The sequence below is a fragment of the Streptomyces minutiscleroticus genome, assembly GCF_014650875.1.
In the GTDB taxonomy this organism is placed as follows: Bacteria; Actinomycetota; Actinomycetes; order Streptomycetales; family Streptomycetaceae; genus Streptomyces; species Streptomyces minutiscleroticus.
In genome coordinates, this window is sequence record NZ_BMVU01000038.1 from 18,144 (window position 1) to 37,201 (window position 19,058).

A 19,058-nucleotide genomic window follows, 5' to 3' on the forward strand; every position below is an offset into this window, starting at 1 on the left:
TGCTCAGGACGTGCGGCGCTGCCGGCGGTCCGCGACGACCAGGCCGGCCAGTACGCACAGGACGGCCACGACGAACATCGCCGTGCCGATGACGTTGATCTGGACGGGCGTACCGCGCTGCGCCGAGCCCCAGACGAACATGGGGAAGGTCACGGTCGAGCCCGCGTTGAAGTTGGTGATGATGAAGTCGTCGAAGGAGAGCGCGAAGGCGAGCAGCGCTCCCGCGGCGATCCCGGGGGCCGCGATCGGCAGCGTGACCCTCAGGAAGGTCTGCACGGGACCGGCGTACAGGTCCTGGGCCGCCTGTTCGAGGCGGGGGTCCATGGACATGACCCGTGCCTTCACCGCCGTGACGACGAAGCTGAGGCAGAACATGATGTGAGCGATCAGGACGGTCCAGAACCCCAGTTCGGCCCCCATGTTGAGGAAGAGGGTGAGCAGCGAGGCGGCCATCACGACCTCGGGCATCGCCATCGGCAGGAAGATCAGCGCGTTGACGGCGCCGCGCGCGCGGAAGCGGTAGCGCACCAGCGCGAAGGCGGTCATCGTGCCGAGGACGGTGGCGCCGAGCGTCGCCCAGGCCGCGATCTGCAGGCTGACCGAGAGCGAGCCGCACAGGTCGGCGACGCCGCAGGGGTCGGTCCAGGCGTCCGTGGAGAACCGCTGCCAGGCGTAGTTGAAGCGGCCCTTGGGGTCGTTGAAGGAGAACACCGTGACGATGACGTTCGGCAGCAGCAGGTAGCCGAGGGTCAGCAGGCCCGCCACCACCACGAGATTGCGCTTGAGCCGGCGTACGAAAGGCATCTAGACCAGGTCCTCCGTCCCGGACCGGCGGATGTAGAACGTGACCATGACGAGGATGGCGGCCATGAGCAGGAACGAGAGCGCGGCGGCCGTCGGGTAGTCGAGGATGCGCAGGAACTGCGTCTGGACGACGTTGCCGATCATGCGGGTGTCCGTGGAGCCGAGCAGGTCGGCGTTGACGTAGTCGCCGCTGGCCGGGATGAAGGTCAGCAGCGTGCCGGAGACGACGCCCGGCATGGACAGCGGGAACGTCACCTTGCGGAAGGTCTCGGACGGCGTCGCGTACAGGTCGCCCGCCGCCTCGTGCAGCCGCCCGTCGATGCGCTCCAGCGAGGTGTACAGCGGCAGGATCATGAAGGGCAGGAAGTTGTAGGTGAGTCCGCACACCACCGCGAGCGGGGTGGCGAGCACCCGGTCGCCGGCCGTCATGCCGAGCCAGCTCGTGACGTCCAGGACGTGCAGCGCGCCGAGGGCGCCGACGACCGGGCCGCTGTCGGCGAGGATCGTCTTCCAGGCCAGGGTGCGGATCAGGAAGCTGGTGAAGAACGGCGCGATGACCAGGACCAGCAGGACGTTGCGCCAGCGGCCCGCACGGAAGGCGATCAGGTACGCGAGCGGGTAGCCGAGCAGCAGGCACAGGACCGTGGCGGAGCCCGCGTAGAGCACCGAGCGCAGGAACTGCGGCCAGTAGTCGGCCACGGCGTCCCAGTAGGTGCGGAAGTGCCAGGTGACCTCGAAGCCCTCCTCCAGGGAGCCGGTCTGCACGGACGTCGACGCCTGGTAGACCATCGGCATCACGAAGAAGACCAGCAGCCACAGGATGCCGGGCAGCAGCAGCCAGTACGGCACGAGGCGGCCGCGCCGTCCCGGCGGGCGCTTGCGCGGTGCGGGGGCGGGCGCCTCGGGCGGCGCCCCGGCGACGGCCGTCATCGGGCGGCCACCTCCTCGTCCGCTCCGGCCGTTTCGACGCCCGCGTCGATGTCCTGGGCGGCGTCGAGGCCGAAGGAGTGGGCGGGGTCCCAGTGCAGGACGACCTCGGCGCCGGGCACGAGGCGCGGGTCGCGGTCGATGTTCTGCACGTACACCTCGAACTCCGGGCAGGCCGGGCAGTCGACGACGTACTGGGTGGAGACGCCGAGGAAACTGCCGGCGGTGATGCGCCCCGTGACGCGGTTGCGGCCGGCGGGTACGCGGTCCGCGTCGTCCGCGGGGGTGAGGGAGATCTTCTCGGGGCGCACCCCGAGGAGCACCGCGCCGCCGGCGGCCGCCGGGGCCGCGCAGCGCGCCGCGGGCAGGGTGAGCCGCTGCCCGGCCGCCTCGACGACGAGGTCGTCGCCGGAGGCGGTCTCGACCTTCGCCTCGATGAGGTTGGAGGTGCCGAGGAAGTTGGCGACGAACGTGGTGCGCGGGTTCTCGTAGAGGTCGGCGGGTGCGCCGAGCTGCTCGACGCGGCCCGCGTTCATCACGGCGACCGTGTCGGCCATGGTCATGGCCTCCTCCTGGTCGTGCGTGACGTGCACGAAGGTGATGCCGACCTCGGTCTGGATGCGCTTGAGCTCCAGTTGCATCTGCCGGCGCAGCTTCAGGTCGAGGGCGCCGAGCGGCTCGTCCAGGAGCAGTACCTCGGGGTGGTTGATCAGGGCGCGGGCCACGGCGACGCGCTGCTGCTGGCCGCCGGAGAGCTGGTGCGGCTTCCTGCGCGCCTGCTCGCCCAGCTGTACCAGGTCGAGCATCTCTCCGACCTGCTTCTTCACCGACTTGATGCCGCGGCGGCGCAGCCCGAAGGCGACGTTCTCGAAGACGTCCAGGTGCGGGAAGAGGGCGTACGACTGGAAGACGGTGTTCACGGGGCGCTTGTAGGGGGGCAGGGCCGTCACGTCCCGCCCGCCCAGGGACACGGTCCCCGCGGTGGGCTCCTCCAGGCCCGCGATCATCCGCAGGGTGGTGGTCTTGCCGCAGCCCGACGCCCCGAGGAGCGCGAAGAACGAGCCCTGCGGCACGGTCAGGTCGAGCGGGTGGACGGCCGTGAAGGAGCCGTAGGTCTTGCTGATCCCGGAGAGGCGGACGTCGCCGCCGCGGTCTGTCGTCATCGTGGTCACGCCCCTGTGAGCTTCGCGAACTTCTCTTCGTAGGCCGTCTCTTCCTTCGTGCTCAGGGAGCGGAAGGCGCGCGACCTCGCCGCCATCGCCTCGTCGGGAAGGATCAGCGGGTTGTCCGCCGCGGCCTCGTCGATCTTCGCCAGTTCGGTGCGCACCCCGTCGACCGGGCACACGTAGTTGATGTACGCGGCGAGCTGTGCGGCCGGCCCCGGCTCGTAGTAGTAGTCGATGAGCCGCTCGGCGTTGGTCTTGTGGCGGGCCCTGTTGGGGACCAGCAGGTTGTCGGTGGAGGTCATGTAGCCGCTGTCGGGGACGACGAAGTCGACCTCCGGGCTGTCCGCCTTGAGCTGCACCACGTCGCCGGCCCAGGCGAGGCAGGCCGCGAGGTCGCCCCTGGAGAGGTCGGAGGTGTAGTCGTTGCCGGTGAAGCGGCGTATCTGGCCGGTGTCGACGGCCTTCTGCAGCCGGGCCACGGCCGCGTCGAAGTCGTCGTCGGAGAAGTCCGCCGGGTCCTTGCCCATGTCCAGCAGCGTCATGCCGATGCTGTCGCGCATCTCGGAGAGGAAGCCCACCCGTCCCTTGAGCTTCGGGTTGTCGAGCAGGTCGGAGACGGACCTCACCTCCACTCCGTCCAGCGCCTTCTTGTTGTAGGCGATCACCGTGGAGATGCCGGTCCAGGGATAGGAGTACGCGCGTCCCGGGTCCCAGTCCGGGGTGCGGAACTGGGCGGAGAGGTTGGCGTAGGCGTGCGGCAGGTTGGACGCGTCCAGCTTCTGCACCCACCCGAAGCGGATCAGGCGGGCGGCCAGCCAGTCGGTGACCACGATGAGGTCGCGCCCGGTGTCCTGGCCGGCCGCGAGCTGCGGCTTGATCCTGCCGAAGAACTCGACGTTGTCGTTGATGTCCTCGGTGTACTCGACCCGGATCCCCGTGCGCCGGGTGAAGGCGTCGAGCGTGGGGTGGCGCTTCTCGCCGTCGTCGACGTCCATGTACTCGGTCCAGTTGGAGAAGGCGATCCGCTTCTCCTCGTCCGAGTGGTCGTCGGACGGGACGCCCGCGGTGTTCTTCGCCGGGGGGATGCCGCAGGCGCTCAGCGTGCCGAGCGCGCCCAGGGCGAGCGTGCCGCCGCCGGCCGCGCGCAGCAGGGAGCGGCGGGTGAGGGAGGCCCTGCCGGTGGCGGGGCTGCGCCGCGCGGCGGCCGCCGGGGCCGGCGGCGGGCGGTCGGGCTCGTACTGCTCCATGCGTGTGGGTGCCCTTTCGAAAGGGTGCGGCCGCGGTCGGACGGCCTGGCTGCTAGCGGTCCCCGTGGACCGTGCGGTGCCAGTCCTTCCGGGCCACCGCGGTGTTGTCGAACATGACGTGCTTGACCTGCGTGTACTCCTCGAAGGAGTACGCGGACATGTCCTTGCCCGAGCCGGACGCCTTGTATCCGCCGTGCGGCATCTCGCTGATGATCGGGATGTGGTCGTTGACCCAGACGCAGCCCGCCGCGATCTCGCGCGTGGCGCGCTGGGCGCGGTACACGTCCCGGGTCCACGCCGACGCGGCCAGCCCGTACGGGGTGTCGTTCGCGAGCCGGACCCCCTCGTCGTCGCCGTCGAAGGGCAGTACGGCGAGGACCGGGCCGAAGATCTCGGCCTGCACGATCTCGCTGTCCTGCGCGGCGTCCGCGATCAGCGTCGGCCGGTAGTACGCGCCCCTCTCCAGCGCGCCGCCGGGTGCCCCGCCGCCGGTGACCACGCGCGCGTGGGAGCGCGCCCGGTCGACGAAGGCGGCGACGCGGTCGCGCTGCGCGTGCGAGACGAGCGGGCCGAGGTCGGTGTCCGGGGCGAAGGGGTCGCCGAGCCGGACGCCCGCCATCAGGCCGGCCGTCGCGGCGACGAACTCCTCGTACAGCGGCCGCTGCACGTAGGCGCGCGTGGCGGCCGTGCAGTCCTGGCCGGTGTTGATGAGCGCGCCCGCGACCGCGCCGTGCACGGCCGCCTCCAGGTCGGCGTCGTCGAACACGACGAACGGGGCCTTGCCGCCGAGTTCGAGGTGCAGCCGCCTGAGGCCGGAGGCCGCGGTCCCGGCGACGCGCCGCCCCACGGCGGTGGAGCCGGTGAAGGAGACCATGGCCACCCCGGGGTGCCCGACGAGGTGCTCGCCGGCCTCGGGCCCGGTGCCGCTGACGACGTTGACGACGCCGTCGGGCAGGCCCGCGTCGGTGGCGGCCTGCGCGAACATCAGCGAGGTCAGCGGGGTGAGTTCGGCGGGCTTGAGGACGATCGTGTTGCCCGCGGCGACCGCCGGGAGGATCTTCCAGGCGGCCATCTGCAGCGGGTAGTTCCAGGGGGCGATCGACCCGACGACACCGACCGGCTCCCGGCGGACGTACGAGGTGTGGTCCCCGGAGTACTCCCCGGCGGACTGCCCCTGGAGGTGGCGTGCGGCCCCCGCGAAGAAGGCGGTGTTGTCGACGGTCCCCGGGACGTCGAACTCCCGGCTGAGCTTGAGCGGCTTGCCGCACTGCAGGGACTCGGCGAGCGCGAACTCCTCGGCGCGGCCGGCCAGGACGGCGGCGAGGCGGTGCAGGGCGTCGGAGCGCTCGCCCGGGGTGGCGCGCGACCAGCCGGGGAGGGCGGCGCGGGCCGCGGCGACGGCCGCGTCCACGTCCGCGGCGCCGGCCAGGTCGTAGGTGAGGATGCCGTCGCCGGTGGCCGGGTCCACGACCGTGTGGCTGCGGCCGGAGGTGCCGCGCGTGAGCCGGCCCGCGACGAACTGCGCGCCGTCCGCGAACCGGTCCCGCGCCCGCTCCAGCGCCCCGGCCCGGATGCCGTCGTCCGGGTGGTGCATGTCGCTTCTCCTTCGCCGCCGACCGTGGGCCTCCCGCCGGACCGGAATGGCCCCGGCCCGGATTGAGTGCCGATCCTGACAGAGCAAAGGGTCATCAACAAGTGATTCCGTTGTTGCCTTTTGGTTACGCGACGGAATCTGTCGACAGGCTGTCGAGCCGGCCACGAAAAAACGGACGGGGTGGCGGTGCCGCGTGCCAGACTCCCCGCCATGGACGTGATCGATTCTCGGGACGCGCTCGTGGCGGCCGTCCGCTCGGGGGCGAGGGTCAAGTACCTGCACTTCTGGGGCCACACGCCGCCGCGCGACGGCCGGGTCGGACCCGCCTGCCTGAGCCAGTGGTGGCCGTCGCCGTTCACGGTCGACGGCGTGGAGTACGCGACGGCGGAGCACTGGATGATGGCCGCCAAGGCCCGGCTGTTCGAGGACGCCGAGGCCGAGCGGAGCGTCCTGGCGGCGGGGCATCCGGCACAGGCGAAGAAGGCGGGCCGCCTGGTGCGCGGCTTCGACGGGGCGGTGTGGGAGCGCGAGCGCTTCGGCGTCGTGGTCGAGGGCAGCGTGCACAAGTTCGCCGCCCACGACGACCTGCGCGCCTATCTGCTCGGCACGGGCGGGCGGGTGCTGGTCGAGGCGAGCCCGCTGGACCGGATCTGGGGCATCGGGCTGGCCGCCGACGACGAGCGCGCCGGTGACCCCGCGCGGTGGCGGGGGCTCAACCTGCTGGGCTTCGCGCTGATGGAGGCGCGCGGACGGCTGCGGGCGCACGGCTCACGGGGGTGAGCGGGGCGGCGGCCGCACTTCCGGAGCCGCCGCCCCGCCCTCCCGTCCGGTCCCCGCGCGGCTCAGGGGTGTTCGCGGGCGGGCGGCTGGTTGAGGCAGAGCGCGATGTTGCGGACGGCCGCGGTGAGTTCCTCGATGACGCGGGTGGCCTGCTCCGCGTTGTGGAAGACCGGACGCTCGCCCAGGGAGAGGCTCAGCTCCTGCGCCGCCTTGAGCATCGGCGCGGCACTGTCGGCGGGGTGGGGCGCCGCGGACGCCTCGTCCCCGGCGCAAGACGCGGGCGCCTCGGCCACCGCGAGGGGAGCGGGAGCGGAGTCGTGCGGCCGCGCCGGTGCGGAGTCGTACCCTCCGGCCGGCGCCTCGACCGCCACGAGGTGCGCGGGAGCGGAGTCGTGCGGCCGCGCCGGTGCCGGCGCCTCGGCCGGAGCGGGGTGCGCGGGGGCGGTCCGCCCCGCCGGCGCGGCCTGCTCCGCCAGGGGCGAGCCGGAGGCCGCGGAGACCGTACGGTGGGCCGGCTCGGGGACGGCGGGCCCCGACGGGGACGCGGACGACGGCGGGAACGGGAACGGCGCCGCGGCGGGGGCGGACGGTGCGGCACCGCTCTCCGGTCCTCCCCGGCGGTACCTCCCGGCCGGCAGGTAGAAGGTGCCGTAGTCGCTGACCACGGAGGTACGTTCCTCCTCGGCCGGCCGCGCCGGCGCCGCGGGCTGCGGCTGCCGGCCCTGCGGGGGGTGCTGGAGCCGGTGCGGGTCCTGCCGGACGTGTGCGGTCTGCGGGGAGTGCGGGCCCTGCGGAGGCTGCGGATCCTGCTGGACGTGCTGGTTCAGGTCCGGCGCGTGGCGCGTCCGGGGCAGCGTGAACTGCTCGAAGCCCGGGAACGCCGGCGTCCCCGGGGGCAGGGACGGAGCGGGCGCGGCGTACTCGGCCCGCCACTGCATGCGGTAGCAGTCGACCTGGTCGGCGCAGGCGGCGCGGGCGTGGAAGACCGCGGTGTCCTGCCCCAGGTCCGGGTACCAGAGGTTGGGCCCCGGGAAGCGCACGGTCCGCATCCGCGGCTTGATCGGCTCGGCGCACCCCATGCAGCAGCCCTCCGGCACGATGAGCGGGATGCCGCCGCTCTGCCCGTCCCGGCGGGGGCCGCCCTCCCAGCGGTACTCCCCGTGGCGGCAGGGCGGCAGTTCACCGCAGGCGCGGCACACGGCGTAGTGCTCCGGCAGGACCTGCCAGTCGTGGCTGGCCGGGGCGCACCAGTGCTTGGGCGTGGACCGGGGCAGGTTCTCGTTGCGCAGCACCAGGACCACCGGGCGCTTGTAGAACTCCGAGCGCTCCGGTGCCGCCTTGACCTGCTGGTTGTTGGCCCGCAGCAGTTCGTTGGCGTGCCACCACAGCTCCATGTGGTCGCGCCAGGCCCTCTCGTACGACTCCGGCCACTGGTGGCCCGGGTAGCCGTCGATCTCCAGGACCCGCCAGGCCTGCCGGTCGAGCACCACGATGGAACCGGCCCGCAGCCGCAGATGTGTTCCGTTGTCGCCCTCGTCCGGCCAGTCGTGCCGGCCGATACGGGTGGGCTGGTCGGGGAGCCACTCGCGAACCTGCATGTCTCGCTCCTCGGCAACGAAACCTCGCGGTTTCAACTGGGGCAGTAGGTAACATTCTGAACAATCCGGACGTTCACTCCGGCGCAGACACGCGCACAGAGGTGTCCGATATATCCCGAATATGCATTCAGCGACGCCGTGTCCCACCGGAAAAACGCTTGCGCCGGGCGGCCTTTCGCCGTCGCGACCGCCGTCGGGCCCAGTTCTACGGCAAAGCCCTGAACAGCGAACTCGTGCCCGGCGGCCACGGGTCGACACTCACCCGTACGTGTGAAGTCGCTCGACCGGTCCTCACCCCGTACGTGTTCACTCCCGCCTGCCGGGCCCCGGTCAGCCGCGCGGACGGACGGCGGAGGGGACGCCGTCGTGCCGCGCGGTCAGCGTGGTGCTGTAGCCGCCGTCGTCCGGAGCGGGGTCGGGATCCGGGTCGTCGCCGCTGTCGGGGAGGGCGAGGACCAGCACTATCAGGCCCACGGCGAGGACGAGGCCGACGGCTCCGCAGATCATCCCGGCCAGGGCCTGGCCCCCGTTGGTCGCCTCACCGCGGCGGACCTTGCCCCGGGCGATCCCGCCGAGGACGAGGGCGAGGATCCCGAGCAGGACGGTCAGCGGCCAGAGGCAGAACAGGGACACCGCGATGATCCCGAGGACGAGCGCGGCCGTGCCCAGGCCGTTGCCGGGCGCCGGGGGCACGGCGGGCCAGCCGTATCCGTACGCGCCCTGGGGGTACCCCTGCCCGCCGTACGCGGCGGGTCCCGGGTAGCCGTAGGGGACGTGCCCCGGACCGTCCGGCGCGAGGGGCGGCGGAGGAACGGGCCCGCCGCCGTGGGCCGGGGCGGACGGGGACGGCCAGGCACCGCCGGGCGGAACCGCTCCGCCCGCCCCCGCGCCCGGGAAGCCGCCCGCGCCCGGGAACGCCGTGACGGTCTGCCGGTCCTGCACGGGCGGCCCGGCGGGGGCGCCGCCGTCCTCGGCCGGCGGTGCCCAGGGGTCCGGCGCCGAGGGACCCGGCCCGGCCCAGGGGTCGTCACCGGGCGCGGAGGGGGACTCCGGGGCGGGGGGAGGCGCGGAGGGGGACGCCGGGGCGGGCGGCTGCGGACGGGAGTGCGGCCGGTCCTCGGGCGGTGCCCACGGATCCGGGGCGTCCCCCTGCGGCGTACCCGGCGACTGCGCGGCGTCGGACATGCGCGGACGTCCCCCCTCTGTCGTACGTCCTGTCATGCTACGGCCCACCCCCGCGCTCCCCGCACCCCGGCCTACGATGATCCCCGGCACCATCGATCAGCCGATCACCGCCGCCGTGCCCGCATCCGGCGGCCGCCCCCGGGGAGGAACCCTTGACCGACCAACGCGACCTGCACGCCTTCATCGCCGGGCTGCCCAAGGCCGAGCTCCACGTGCACCACGTCGGATCCGCCTCCCCGCGCATCGTCTCCGAACTGGCCGCGCGCCACCCCGACTCCAAGGTGCCCTCCGACCCCGAGGCGCTCGCGGACTTCTTCACGTTCACGGACTTCGCGCACTTCATCACCGTGTACCTGTCCGTCGTGGACCTCATCCGCACCCCCGAGGACGTGCGGCTGCTGACGTACGAGGTCGCCCGGGACATGGCCCGCCAGCAGGTGCGGTACGCGGAGCTGACGGTCACCCCGTTCTCCTCGACCCGCCGGGGCATCGACGAGCGGGCGTTCATGGACGCGATCGAGGACGCGCGCAAGGCGGCCGAGGCCGACTTCGGCACGGTGCTGCGCTGGTGCTTCGACATCCCCGGCGAGGCCGGCCCGGAGTCCGCCGAGGAGACCTGCCGGCTCGCCACCGACGACGCGGTCCGCCCGGAGGGCCTGGTCTCCTTCGGTCTGGGCGGGCCCGAGATCGGCGTGCCCCGGCCGCAGTTCAAGCCGTACTTCGACCGCGCGATCGCGGCCGGCCTGCACTCCGTGCCGCACGCCGGCGAGACGACGGGTCCGGAGACCGTGTGGGACGCGCTGCGCGACCTGCGGGCCGAGCGCATCGGGCACGGCACCAGCTCCACGCGGGACCCGAAGCTGCTGGAGCACCTGGCCGAGCGGCGCGTCCCGCTGGAGGTCTGCCCGACCTCCAACATCGCCACCCGGGCCGTGCGCAGCCTCGACGAGCACCCGATCAGGGAGATGGTCGCGGCCGGCGTGCTCGTCACCGTGAACTCCGACGACCCGCCGATGTTCGGCACCGACCTCAACAACGAGTACGCGGTCGCCGCCCGCCTGCTCGGCCTGGACGAGCGGGGCGTCGCCGAGCTGGCCAAGAACGCGGTGCACGCCTCGTTCCTGGACGCGGCCGGCAAGGCGCGCATCGCCGACGAGATCGACGCGTACACCTCGGCGTGGCTCGCGGTCTGAGGCGCCGCCACAATGGGCCCATGCGCACCGTCACCGCCGTGGCCCACCGCGGCGACCCGTACCGGGTCCGCGAGAACACCCTGGACTCCCTGCGTTCCGCGCTCCGCTCGGGCGCGGACGCCGTGGAGATCGACGTACGGCTGACCCGGGACGGCGTCCCGGTGCTCCTGCACGACGAGACGCTGAAGCGGCTGTGGGAGGTCGACCGGCCGGTGCGTTCGCTCTCCTCGGACGAGGTGCGCGGGCTCACGGCCGGCGGAGTGCCCACGCTGGCCGATGCCCTGGAGGCCACCGGGGACAGCCGGGTCATGGTCGACCTGCCGGGCTCCCCGGACGTGCGCGCGGTGCGCCGGATCGCCGGTGTCGCCGGCGACCTGGGGGCGGCGGAGCGGGTGTACTACTGCGGGGGCGCCCGGACGATGCTGGCCGTGCGCGCGGCCGACCCGCACGCCGAGATCGCCCTCACCTGGACGACGCTGGCGCCGCCCCGGCCCGCGCTGCTCGACGCGGTGCGGCCGCGGTGGCTCAACTACCGCTTCGGCCTGGTCGACCGCGACCTCGCGGCCCGCGTCCGCCGCGGCGGCCACCTGCTGTCGGTGTGGACGCCGGACACCCGCCGCTCCCTGCGCCGCATGCTCGGCCTGGAGGTCGACTCCATCACCACGAACCGCGTCGACGTCCTGACCGCCCTGCGCGCGGCGGACACGGCGTGAGGGCCCCGGCGGGCCGGCGGCACCAGCGCGGGGGCGCCTGATCCGCCTCGACCCCCTAGGGGGACGACCCCGAGCAACTCCCTTACAGAACGGGCGAGTTGCCCAGGGAGCTCTCCGGGCGCGTCCCCTCCCCCACGACGATACGGACCGGCGCCCCGCCGCCGGAGGATGACCGCTGTCGATCACCGCACACGGTCCCGAGGAGTCGTCCATGCCGTTCCGCGCCACCGGCCGCACCCGCGTCACCGCGCTCGCCGCCGCCCTCGTCGTCCTGGGTCTCGCCGCCGCCCCCGCGGGCGCCGCCCCCGCGCCCGCCTCCCCGGTCCCCGAGTGCTCCGCGGCCACCGGCGGCGCCTCCGCGCCGGACGCCCGCGCCCTGTGCGGGGCGCTCGCCGGCCTGCCGGACGGCGACGCCACGGCCGCGCTCGTCCGGGTCGGCGGGACGGACGGCACCTGGCGGGGCGGCGCCGGGGTGCGCGACCTGCCGAGCGGCAGGGCGGCCCACCCGGACGCCCTGTTCCGGGCGGGCTCGACGACGAAGGCCGTCACGGCGGCGGTGGTGCTCCAGCTGGCCGCCGAGGGGAGGGTCGACCTCGGCGGGCCGGCGCGGGCGTACCTGCCCGGCCTGCTGCCGGCGAGGTTCCGGCACGTCACCGTGCGGCAGCTGCTGAACCACACCAGCGGCATCCCGGCGGGCGACGCCTTCGGGGACTCCTTCGAGGAGGCGTACGCGCACCGCTTCGACACGCTGACGCCGCAGGAGCTGGTGGCGTCGGCGGTGGCCAAGGGCCCGGAGTTCGCCCCCGGCCGGCGGCAGCACTACCTCAACATCAACTACACGCTCCTCGGCCTGCTCGTGGAGGAGGTCACCGGACGGCCGTACGAGAGCGAGGCGGCGCGGCGGGTGCTGCGCCCCGCCGGGATGCGGCACACGTACTTCCCCGGCGCCGACCCGCGCATCGACGGCCCGCACAACCGCGGCTACCAGGCCGTTCCGCGGGCCGACGGCGGCCGGCGGTTCGTCGACGTCACCGAGTGGAACTCGTCGGGCAGCTGGGCCGCCGGCGACATGATCTCCACGACGGCGGACCTGGAGCGGCTGGTCACCCACCTGTTCCGGGCGACCTCGTGCCGCGGCCGCAGCTGAGGGAGATGTTCACGCTTCCGCGGGGCGTCTCCGGGGCCACCCTGAGCGCCGGGCTGCAGCGCACCGTGCTCGACGGCGAGGAGTACTGGGGCAAGTCGGGCGCCCGGTACGGCTACGGCACGGCGATGGCGGCGACGCGCGACCTGTCGCGCACGGTCGTCTACTCGGTGAACGCGACGGACGCCAAGGGCGAGGGGATGAACCCGGTCGCGGAGCGGATCGTCATGGCCGCGGTGAGGTGACGCAGCCTCCGCCCCGGTGCCGCAGCAACCGCTGGGCGACCGCGTGCGAGGCGGCGCCACACGCCCTGCGGCACGGCCGGGTGGCGCGCACGGAGCACGGGCGTGTTCCGGCGCAGCCGTCCCGGCGCCGTCGCGCACTCCTCCGCGTCGTGCAGGGCCCGGGCCGCCAGGAGCCCCAGGACGGCCGCAGCCGGAAGCCGTTCCTCGGCGCCGCCCACGGCCACGCAGTCTGCACGACGCCCGGGGCGCACCGGCGGGTTCCGGACACCGGGGGCACGCGCGGCGCGGCGCGGACGGGTCACCCCGTCCGGGCCGCGCCGGGTGCTCACCGGAACCGCCGGATCAGCCCTCGATCGACGTCATCACGTGCTTGATGCGCGTGTAGTCGTCGAAGCCGTACGCCGACAGGTCCTTGCCGTAGCCGGACTTCTTGAAGCCGCCGTGCGGCATCTCCGCGACCAGCGGGATGTGGGTGTTGATCCACACGCAGCCGAAGTCGAGGGCCTTGGACAGGCGCATCGCGCGGGCGTGGTCCTTCGTCCAGACCGAGGAGGCCAGGGCGTACTCGACGCCGTTGGCGTACTCGATCGCCTGGGCCTCGTCCGTGAAGGGCTGGACGGTGATGACCGGGCCGAAGACCTCGTTCTGGACGATCTCGTCGTCCTGCTTGAGCCCGGAGACGACGGTCGGGGCGTAGAAGTAGCCCTTCTCGCCGACGCGGTGGCCGCCGGCCTCGACCTTGGCGTGGGCGGGCAGCCGCTCGATGAAGCCGGAGACCTGCTTGAGCTGGTTGGGGTTGTTCAGGGGTCCGTACAGGACGTCCTCGTCGTCGGGCTGCCCGGTCTTCGTCTCCGCGGCGGCCTTGGCGAGCGCGGCCACGAACTCGTCGTGGATGGACTCCTGGACCAGCACGCGGGTGGCGGCCGTGCAGTCCTGCCCGGCGTTGAAGAAGCCCGCCACGGAGATGTCCTCGACGGCCTTGGCGATGTCGGTGTCCTCGAAGACCACGACCGGCGCCTTGCCGCCCAGCTCCAGGTGGACCCGCTTGAGGTCCTTGGAGGCGGACTCGGCGACCTGCATGCCGGCGCGCACGGACCCGGTGATGGAGGCCATCGCCGGCGTCCTGTGCTCGACCATGAGGCGCCCGGTGTCGCGGTCGCCGCAGACCACGTTGAAGACGCCCTTGGGCACGATCGAGCCGATGATCTCGGCGATCAGGACGGTGGAGGCGGGGGTGGTGTCGGACGGCTTGAGCACCACCGTGTTGCCCGCGGCGAGCGCCGGGGCGAACTTCCACACGGCCATCATCATCGGGTAGTTCCACGGCGCGACCTGCGCGCAGACGCCGACCGGCTCGCGGCGCACGATGGAGGTCAGGCCCTCCATGTACTCGCCGGCCGCGCGGCCCTCCAGCATGCGGGCCGCGCCCGCGAAGAAGCGGATCTGGTCGACCATCGGCGGGATCTCCTCCGACCGGGTCAGACCGATCGGCTTGCCGGTGTTCTCCACCTCCGCGGCGATGAGCTCCTCGGCCCGCTCCTCGAAGGCGTCGGCGATCTTCAGTAGGGCCTTCTGGCGCTCGGCCGGGGTGGCGTCGCGCCAGGCCGGGAAGGCCGCGGCGGCGGCCGCCATCGCGGCGTCGACGTCCGCCTCGCCGGACAGCGGCGCGGTCGCGTAGACCTCGCCCGTCGCGGGGTTGACCACCTCGGTGGTCCGTCCGTCGGCGGCGTCGCGGAACTCTCCGTCGATGTAGTTGCGCAGACGACGCAGCTCGGTGCTCACTGCCCGGCCCTCCTGATCAGATGTCCAAACGCTGAGACGTCCACCCTAGTGGGAGAGCCGACGTTTTCAACACCCCTCATCCCGCCAGGGCTGCGAAATCCGTATACATCGATCTCGTAAACAACGGATTTCATTGATTCGACCTTGCGGAACTGTCGACTCCTCGTGCACAGTGAGGTCGTGGCCAGTCGAAGCGCAGACCAGAGGGACTCCCGGCAGTCCAGGAACGGCACCCCCCAGCTGGACGCCGTCTCCCTCGCGATCATCGAGCAGCTCCAGGAGGACGGCCGCCGGCCGTACGCGGCGATCGGCAAGGCCGTCGGCCTGTCCGAGGCCGCCGTGCGCCAGCGCGTCCAGAAACTGCTCGACCAGGGCGTGATGCAGATCGTCGCCGTCACGGACCCGCTCACCGTGGGCTTCCGCAGACAGGCGATGGTCGGCATCACCGTCGAGGGCGACGTGGACCCGGTCGCCGACGCGCTGACCGCCATGGCGGAGGTCGAGTACGTGGTGATGACGGCGGGCTCCTTCGACCTCCTCGTGGAGATCGTCTGCGAGGACGACGAGCAGCTGCTGGACGTCATCAACAAGCGCATCCGGGTCCTGCCCGGCGTGCGCGCCACCGAGAGCTTCGTCTACCTCAAGCTGAAGAAGCAGACCTACATGTGGGGAACCCGATAGCCGTGAGCACCAAGGACCTCAGCAAGTCCGCGTACGACCACCTGTGGATGCACTTCACCCGCATGTCCTCGTACGAGAACGCGCCCGTTCCCACCATCGTCCGTGGCGAGGGCACCTACATCTACGACGACCGGGGCAGGCGCTACCTCGACGGCCTCGCGGGCCTGTTCGTGGTCCAGGCCGGGCACGGCCGCGCCGAGCTGGCCGAGACGGCGTTCAAGCAGGCGCAGGAGCTGGCGTTCTTCCCGGTGTGGTCCTACGCCCACCCCAAGGCCGTCGAACTCGCCGAGCGCCTGGCCGGGTACGCGCCCGGCGACCTGAACAAGGTCTTCTTCACCACCGGCGGCGGCGAGGCCGTCGAGACCGCCTGGAAGCTCGCCAAGCAGTACTTCAAGCTCACCGGCAAGCCGACCAAGCACAAGGTCATATCCCGTGCCGTGGCCTACCACGGCACCCCGCAGGGCGCCCTGTCCATCACCGGGCTGCCCGCCCTGAAGGCCCCGTTCGAGCCGCTGGTCCCCGGCGCGCACAAGGTGGCGAACACCAACATCTACCGCGCCCCGATCCACGGCGACGACCCCGAGGCGTTCGGCCGCTGGGCCGCCGACCAGATCGAGCAGCAGATCCTCTTCGAGGGCCCGGACACGGTCGCGGCCGTCTTCCTGGAGCCGGTGCAGAACGCGGGCGGCTGCTTCCCGCCGCCGCCCGGCTACTTCCAGCGGGTGCGCGAGATCTGCGACCAGTACGACGTGCTGCTCGTCTCCGACGAGGTGATCTGCGCCTTCGGCCGGCTCGGCACCATGTTCGCCTGCGACAAGTTCGGCTACGTGCCCGACATGATCACCTGCGCCAAGGGCATGACCTCGGGCTACTCCCCGATCGGCGCGTGCATCGTCTCCGACCGCATCGCCGAGCCCTTCTACAAGGGCGGCAACACCTTCCTGCACGGCTACACCTTCGGCGGCCACCCGGTCTCCGCGGCCGTGGGCCTGGCCAACCTCGACCTGTTCGAGCGGGAGGGTCTCAACCAGCACGTGCTGGACAACGAGAGCGCGTTCCTGACGACCCTGCAGAAGCTGCACGACCTGCCGATCGTCGGCGACGTCCGCGGCAACGGCTTCTTCTACGGCATCGAGCTGGTCAAGGACAAGGCCACCAAGGAGACGTTCACCGAGGAGGAGTCCGAGCGCATCCTGTACGGCTTCGTCTCCAAGAAGCTCTTCGAGTACGGCCTGTACTGCCGCGCCGACGACCGCGGCGACCCGGTCATCCAGCTCTCGCCGCCGCTGATCTCGGACCGGTCGACGTTCGACGAGATCGAGGGGATCGTCCGGCAGGTGCTGACGGAGGCGTGGACGCAGCTCTGACCCCCGTCGGGGGCCCCGCTCCGCCACCAGGGGGCCCTATCTTCCGTTCGGATGATCAACGACGGCCCCGGTGTCGCCCGTTCGAGTGAGAATCGGCGATCCGGGGCCGCGTGCTGTCCTGCGCCGCCGTCCCGGAAACCTAGCGTGCCTGTGACCGATCGGCCCTGCCTTCGTTCCCCCGGACGGGGGATCTCCGCACGGACATCAGATCTGAACAACGAGGTGTACGCCCATGGTGGCCCCGCCGGACAACGACGTGCTCCGGGCACGCGCCCTGCACTTCAAGCACAACGGCTCGCCCGCGCTGAGCGGTGTCTCGCTCGGCGTCCGCGAGGGCGAGATCCTCGCCGTCGGCGGTCCGCGCGGCAGCGGCAAGACGACCCTGCTGCGGTGCCTGTCCGGACAGCTCCTGCCGCAGCAGGGCGAGGTGTGGTTCAACAGCGTGCCCGTGCACACCATGGGCCCGCTCGGCCGCGAACGCCTGCGCCGGGACCGCTTCGGCTGGATCGACCCCGTCCCCGTGCTGGTCCCCGAGCTGAACGCCTGGGAGAACGCCGCCCTGCCGCTGATGCTGCGCGGCACCGGCCGGCGCCACGCCAAGGCGGCCGCCCTGGAGTGGCTGGAGCGCCTCGACGTCGGCGAGTGCGCCCGCAAGCGCCCGCACGCCCTGCTCCAGTCCGAGCGCCAGCGCGTGGCCATCGCCCGCGCCCTGGTCTCCTGCCCCACGGTCCTGTTCGCCGACGAGCCGACGGCGCCGCTGCACCGCGCCGACCGCACCCACGTCCTGCGGACGCTCACCACGGCGGCCCGCTCGCACGGCATCACCGTCGTCCTGGCCACGCACGACGCGGAGACCGCGGCCCTCGCCGACCGCGCCGTGACGCTGCTGGACGGACGGCGCGTGACGACCGTCCACCTGCCGCCGGCCACCGGGACGGAGGGCCGCGCCGCGTGCTCGCTCTCCGCCTAGCCCGCAGCGCGGGACTCGCGGTCCAGCTGCGCAGGCTCCTGGTCGCCGCGGCGGCCGCGGGCACCGGCTTCCTGCTGCTGTCCGCCCTGGGCCACGCACTGGGCCACCCCGACGCGCCCGGCTCCTCCGTGCTGCGGCTCGCGTGGTGCCTCGTCCCGCTGGCCGCCACGGTGTACCTGGCGGTCGCCGTCGCCCGTACGGACCCCGGCACCCGCCCGCGCCCGGGGCTCACCGCGCTGGGCTTCGGCCCCGGCCGGCTGATGGCCGTCTCGGCCGTGACCACCGCGCTGTCCTGCGTGCTCGGCTCGGCGGCCGCGCTGCTGTCCTTCCTGTACCTCCGCGGCGACCTGGGCGGTTCGCTCCTCGGCGGCGGGGCCCCCGACTTCCTCGCGGTGGGACGGCCGCTGCCGCTGCCCGCGGCCCTGACCCTGCTGGCCCTGCTGCCGGCCGCCGCGTCGGTGACGACCGCGCTGGTGCTGCGGCCCCGGGACGTCCGGGACGAGGAGGCGGGCCCGGCCGGGCAGGGACGCTTCCTGAAGGTGCAGGGCGCGGCGGGCGTGTACCGCAGGGGCGCCTACAGCGGGACCGGTGCGTTCGGCAGCCGGGCCGCGACACGCGGGGTCTTCGGCGCCTACGGCCGCTTCGGCGCGCACCGCGCCGCCATGGCGCACGCCGCGTCCGGCGGCCCGGCGGGCATCGGCGCCGGCTCCTCCCTCGCCGCGCCGGACGGCGCACAGGCCCCGGGGGGCACCGCGGCGCCGCGCACCGCGGTGCCGGGTGCGGCCGTCGTGTACGACAGGGGCACGGCGTCGGCCGGCGCGGGGGCGCCCGACGCGGCCGTGCCCGCCCGGCCCGGGGCGGGGGCCCACGCCCTGGCCGGCGCGAGCGCCTTCCTGGACGGCGGTGACGCCGCGGCGCGGACCGCCGCGTCCGGGGACGGCACGGCACCGGCCGCCCCGGCCCCACAGGCCGCACCGACGGCGGACCCGGTCACCGCCGGCGCGGAGTCCGCGCACGCGGCGGCGGACTCGCGGCGCCCCGCGCCCGGCGGACTCCCCTGGGGCGTCGCCGTGCTGGCCGCCGGGCTCGCCGTGGAGGCGTACGCGAGCAGCACCGGCGGGGACGGCGGCGGGATCGCGCTGCCGGGCGGCAACGCGGGCGCGCCCGCCGGGGTGCTCGCCGGCTGGCTCCTCACCGCGATGGGTCTCGCGCTCGCCACCCCCGGGCTCACCCACTTCTGCGGCCGGCTGCTGCAAGCCGTGGGGCCGGGGGCGCTGCGGCTGCTCGCCGGGCGCGTGCTGATGGAGGAGGCGGAACGGATCGGCCGGCCGCTCGGCGTCCTGTGCGCGGTGGCCTCCGCCCTGTACGCCCTGGCGACGCTGCACACCGGCGCGCGGCCCGGGGCGGGGCCGCTCACCGTGCTCGGCGCGCTCGTCGTAACGGGGTGCGCCCTCACCACGCTGCTGTCCGCCGCCCTCGAGGTCAGGCAGTCGCGCGCCGAGACCACGGCCGCCCTGCTGCGGCTCGGCTCGCCCGTCTCCATGCTGCGCGCCGCCGCCGTCCTGCGCGCGGGCGCCCTGATCGCCCTGTTCACCCCGCTGATCCTGGTCGTCGCCGAACTCGCGGCCCTGCCGATGGCCCGCTGAGCCGCCCGTACGAACG

The 19,058-nt window shown here is 73.4% G+C and carries 14 protein-coding genes and 2 pseudogenes; 8 read left to right on the forward strand and 8 right to left on the reverse strand.

Going from position 1 to position 19,058, the window contains the following annotated elements; translation table 11 throughout:
• Nucleotides 1–3: 3 nt before the first annotated feature.
• Genes IE271_RS28735 through IE271_RS28755 form a run of 5 tightly spaced genes read right to left on the reverse strand, consistent with a single transcriptional unit; the run spans nt 4 to nt 5,738 of the window.
• On the reverse strand, nt 4–804 hold the full coding sequence (locus IE271_RS28735; RefSeq protein WP_190193383.1) for an ABC transporter permease: 801 nt from the start codon (nt 802–804) through the stop codon (nt 4–6).
• Nucleotides 805–1,734, reverse strand: coding sequence for an ABC transporter permease (locus IE271_RS28740; RefSeq protein ID WP_190193384.1), 930 nt, complete (start codon nt 1,732–1,734; stop codon nt 805–807). It lies immediately after the preceding gene.
• A complete protein-coding gene (locus IE271_RS28745) occupies nt 1,731–2,894 on the reverse strand; it encodes an ABC transporter ATP-binding protein (RefSeq protein WP_190193385.1) in 1,164 nt (387 codons plus the stop codon). The genes IE271_RS28740 and IE271_RS28745 overlap by 4 nt, the downstream gene beginning before the upstream one ends.
• Nucleotides 2,895–2,899: 5 nt before the next feature.
• Nucleotides 2,900–4,144 (reverse strand): polyamine ABC transporter substrate-binding protein, encoded by a 1,245-nt coding sequence (locus IE271_RS28750; RefSeq protein ID WP_190193386.1) that lies wholly within the window; start codon nt 4,142–4,144, stop codon nt 2,900–2,902.
• Between the two features lie 52 nt (nt 4,145–4,196).
• Complete coding sequence (locus IE271_RS28755) at nt 4,197–5,738, reverse strand: gamma-aminobutyraldehyde dehydrogenase (protein WP_190193387.1); 1,542 nt, start codon at nt 5,736–5,738, stop codon at nt 4,197–4,199.
• 210 nt (nt 5,739–5,948) lie between these two features.
• Between IE271_RS28755 and ybiA the strand changes: the two genes are divergently transcribed.
• Nucleotides 5,949–6,518, forward strand: a complete 570-nt coding sequence (gene ybiA / locus IE271_RS28760) for a riboflavin biosynthesis intermediates N-glycosidase (protein WP_190193388.1) — start codon at nt 5,949–5,951, stop codon at nt 6,516–6,518.
• A 62-nt stretch (nt 6,519–6,580) separates the two neighbouring features.
• Here ybiA and IE271_RS28765 read toward each other — a convergent pair whose 3' ends face one another.
• Nucleotides 6,581–8,116: a hypothetical protein gene (locus IE271_RS28765; protein WP_190193389.1), complete on the reverse strand. Its 1,536-nt coding sequence runs from the start codon at nt 8,114–8,116 to the stop codon at nt 6,581–6,583.
• Nucleotides 8,117–8,446: 330 nt separating this feature from the next.
• A complete protein-coding gene (locus IE271_RS28770; RefSeq protein ID WP_190193390.1) occupies nt 8,447–9,301 on the reverse strand; it encodes a DUF4190 domain-containing protein in 855 nt (284 codons plus the stop codon).
• A gap of 66 nt (nt 9,302–9,367) precedes the next feature.
• Between IE271_RS28770 and IE271_RS28775 the strand changes: the two are divergent.
• The 3 genes and pseudogenes from IE271_RS28775 to IE271_RS28785 all read left to right on the forward strand — a co-directional run.
• Nucleotides 9,368–10,494, forward strand: a pseudogene (locus tag IE271_RS28775) (adenosine deaminase); the annotation flags it as partial.
• 20 nt (nt 10,495–10,514) lie between these two features.
• Nucleotides 10,515–11,207, forward strand: a complete 693-nt coding sequence (locus IE271_RS28780; RefSeq protein WP_190193392.1) for a glycerophosphodiester phosphodiesterase — start codon at nt 10,515–10,517, stop codon at nt 11,205–11,207.
• A gap of 211 nt (nt 11,208–11,418) precedes the next feature.
• Nucleotides 11,419–12,596: pseudogene (locus IE271_RS28785) on the forward strand (serine hydrolase domain-containing protein).
• A gap of 342 nt (nt 12,597–12,938) precedes the next feature.
• Here IE271_RS28785 and IE271_RS28790 read toward each other — a convergent pair.
• Nucleotides 12,939–14,378, reverse strand: a complete 1,440-nt coding sequence (locus tag IE271_RS28790; protein ID WP_190193393.1) for a gamma-aminobutyraldehyde dehydrogenase — start codon at nt 14,376–14,378, stop codon at nt 12,939–12,941.
• A 165-nt stretch (nt 14,379–14,543) separates the two neighbouring features.
• Between IE271_RS28790 and IE271_RS28795 the strand changes: the two genes are divergently transcribed.
• The 4 genes from IE271_RS28795 (at nt 14,544) to IE271_RS28810 (ending at nt 19,042) form a co-directional block, all read left to right on the forward strand.
• Nucleotides 14,544–15,059 (forward strand): Lrp/AsnC family transcriptional regulator, encoded by a 516-nt coding sequence (locus IE271_RS28795; protein ID WP_190193394.1) that lies wholly within the window; start codon nt 14,544–14,546, stop codon nt 15,057–15,059.
• On the forward strand, nt 15,044–16,426 hold the full coding sequence (locus IE271_RS28800) for an aspartate aminotransferase family protein (RefSeq protein ID WP_190193395.1): 1,383 nt from the start codon (nt 15,044–15,046) through the stop codon (nt 16,424–16,426). The genes IE271_RS28795 and IE271_RS28800 overlap by 16 nt, the downstream gene beginning before the upstream one ends.
• 232 nt (nt 16,427–16,658) lie before the next feature.
• Nucleotides 16,659–17,396, forward strand: a complete 738-nt coding sequence (locus tag IE271_RS28805) for an ABC transporter ATP-binding protein (protein WP_190193396.1) — start codon at nt 16,659–16,661, stop codon at nt 17,394–17,396.
• On the forward strand, nt 17,378–19,042 hold the full coding sequence (locus IE271_RS28810; RefSeq protein ID WP_190193397.1) for a hypothetical protein: 1,665 nt from the start codon (nt 17,378–17,380) through the stop codon (nt 19,040–19,042). Before IE271_RS28805 ends, IE271_RS28810 begins: the two co-directional genes overlap by 19 nt.
• Nucleotides 19,043–19,058: the final 16 nt, after the last annotated feature.

Excerpts from the sequence above, each read along its gene's own strand:
- IE271_RS28770 (WP_190193390.1), bottom strand. The coding sequence starts at position 9,301 with ATGTCCGACGCCGCGCAGTCGCCGGGTACGCCGCAGGGGGACGCCCCG.
- IE271_RS28750 (WP_190193386.1), bottom strand. The coding sequence starts at position 4,144 with ATGGAGCAGTACGAGCCCGACCGCCCGCCGCCGGCCCCGGCGGCCGCC.
- ybiA (WP_190193388.1), top strand. The coding sequence starts at position 5,949 with ATGGACGTGATCGATTCTCGGGACGCGCTCGTGGCGGCCGTCCGCTCG.
- IE271_RS28805 (WP_190193396.1), top strand. The coding sequence starts at position 16,659 with ATGGTGGCCCCGCCGGACAACGACGTGCTCCGGGCACGCGCCCTGCAC.
- IE271_RS28765 (WP_190193389.1), bottom strand. The coding sequence starts at position 8,116 with ATGCAGGTTCGCGAGTGGCTCCCCGACCAGCCCACCCGTATCGGCCGG.
- IE271_RS28745 (WP_190193385.1), bottom strand. The coding sequence starts at position 2,894 with ATGACGACAGACCGCGGCGGCGACGTCCGCCTCTCCGGGATCAGCAAG.
- IE271_RS28780 (WP_190193392.1), top strand. The coding sequence starts at position 10,515 with ATGCGCACCGTCACCGCCGTGGCCCACCGCGGCGACCCGTACCGGGTC.
- IE271_RS28755 (WP_190193387.1), bottom strand. The coding sequence starts at position 5,738 with ATGCACCACCCGGACGACGGCATCCGGGCCGGGGCGCTGGAGCGGGCG.
- IE271_RS28740 (WP_190193384.1), bottom strand. The coding sequence starts at position 1,734 with ATGACGGCCGTCGCCGGGGCGCCGCCCGAGGCGCCCGCCCCCGCACCG.
- IE271_RS28735 (WP_190193383.1), bottom strand. The coding sequence starts at position 804 with ATGCCTTTCGTACGCCGGCTCAAGCGCAATCTCGTGGTGGTGGCGGGC.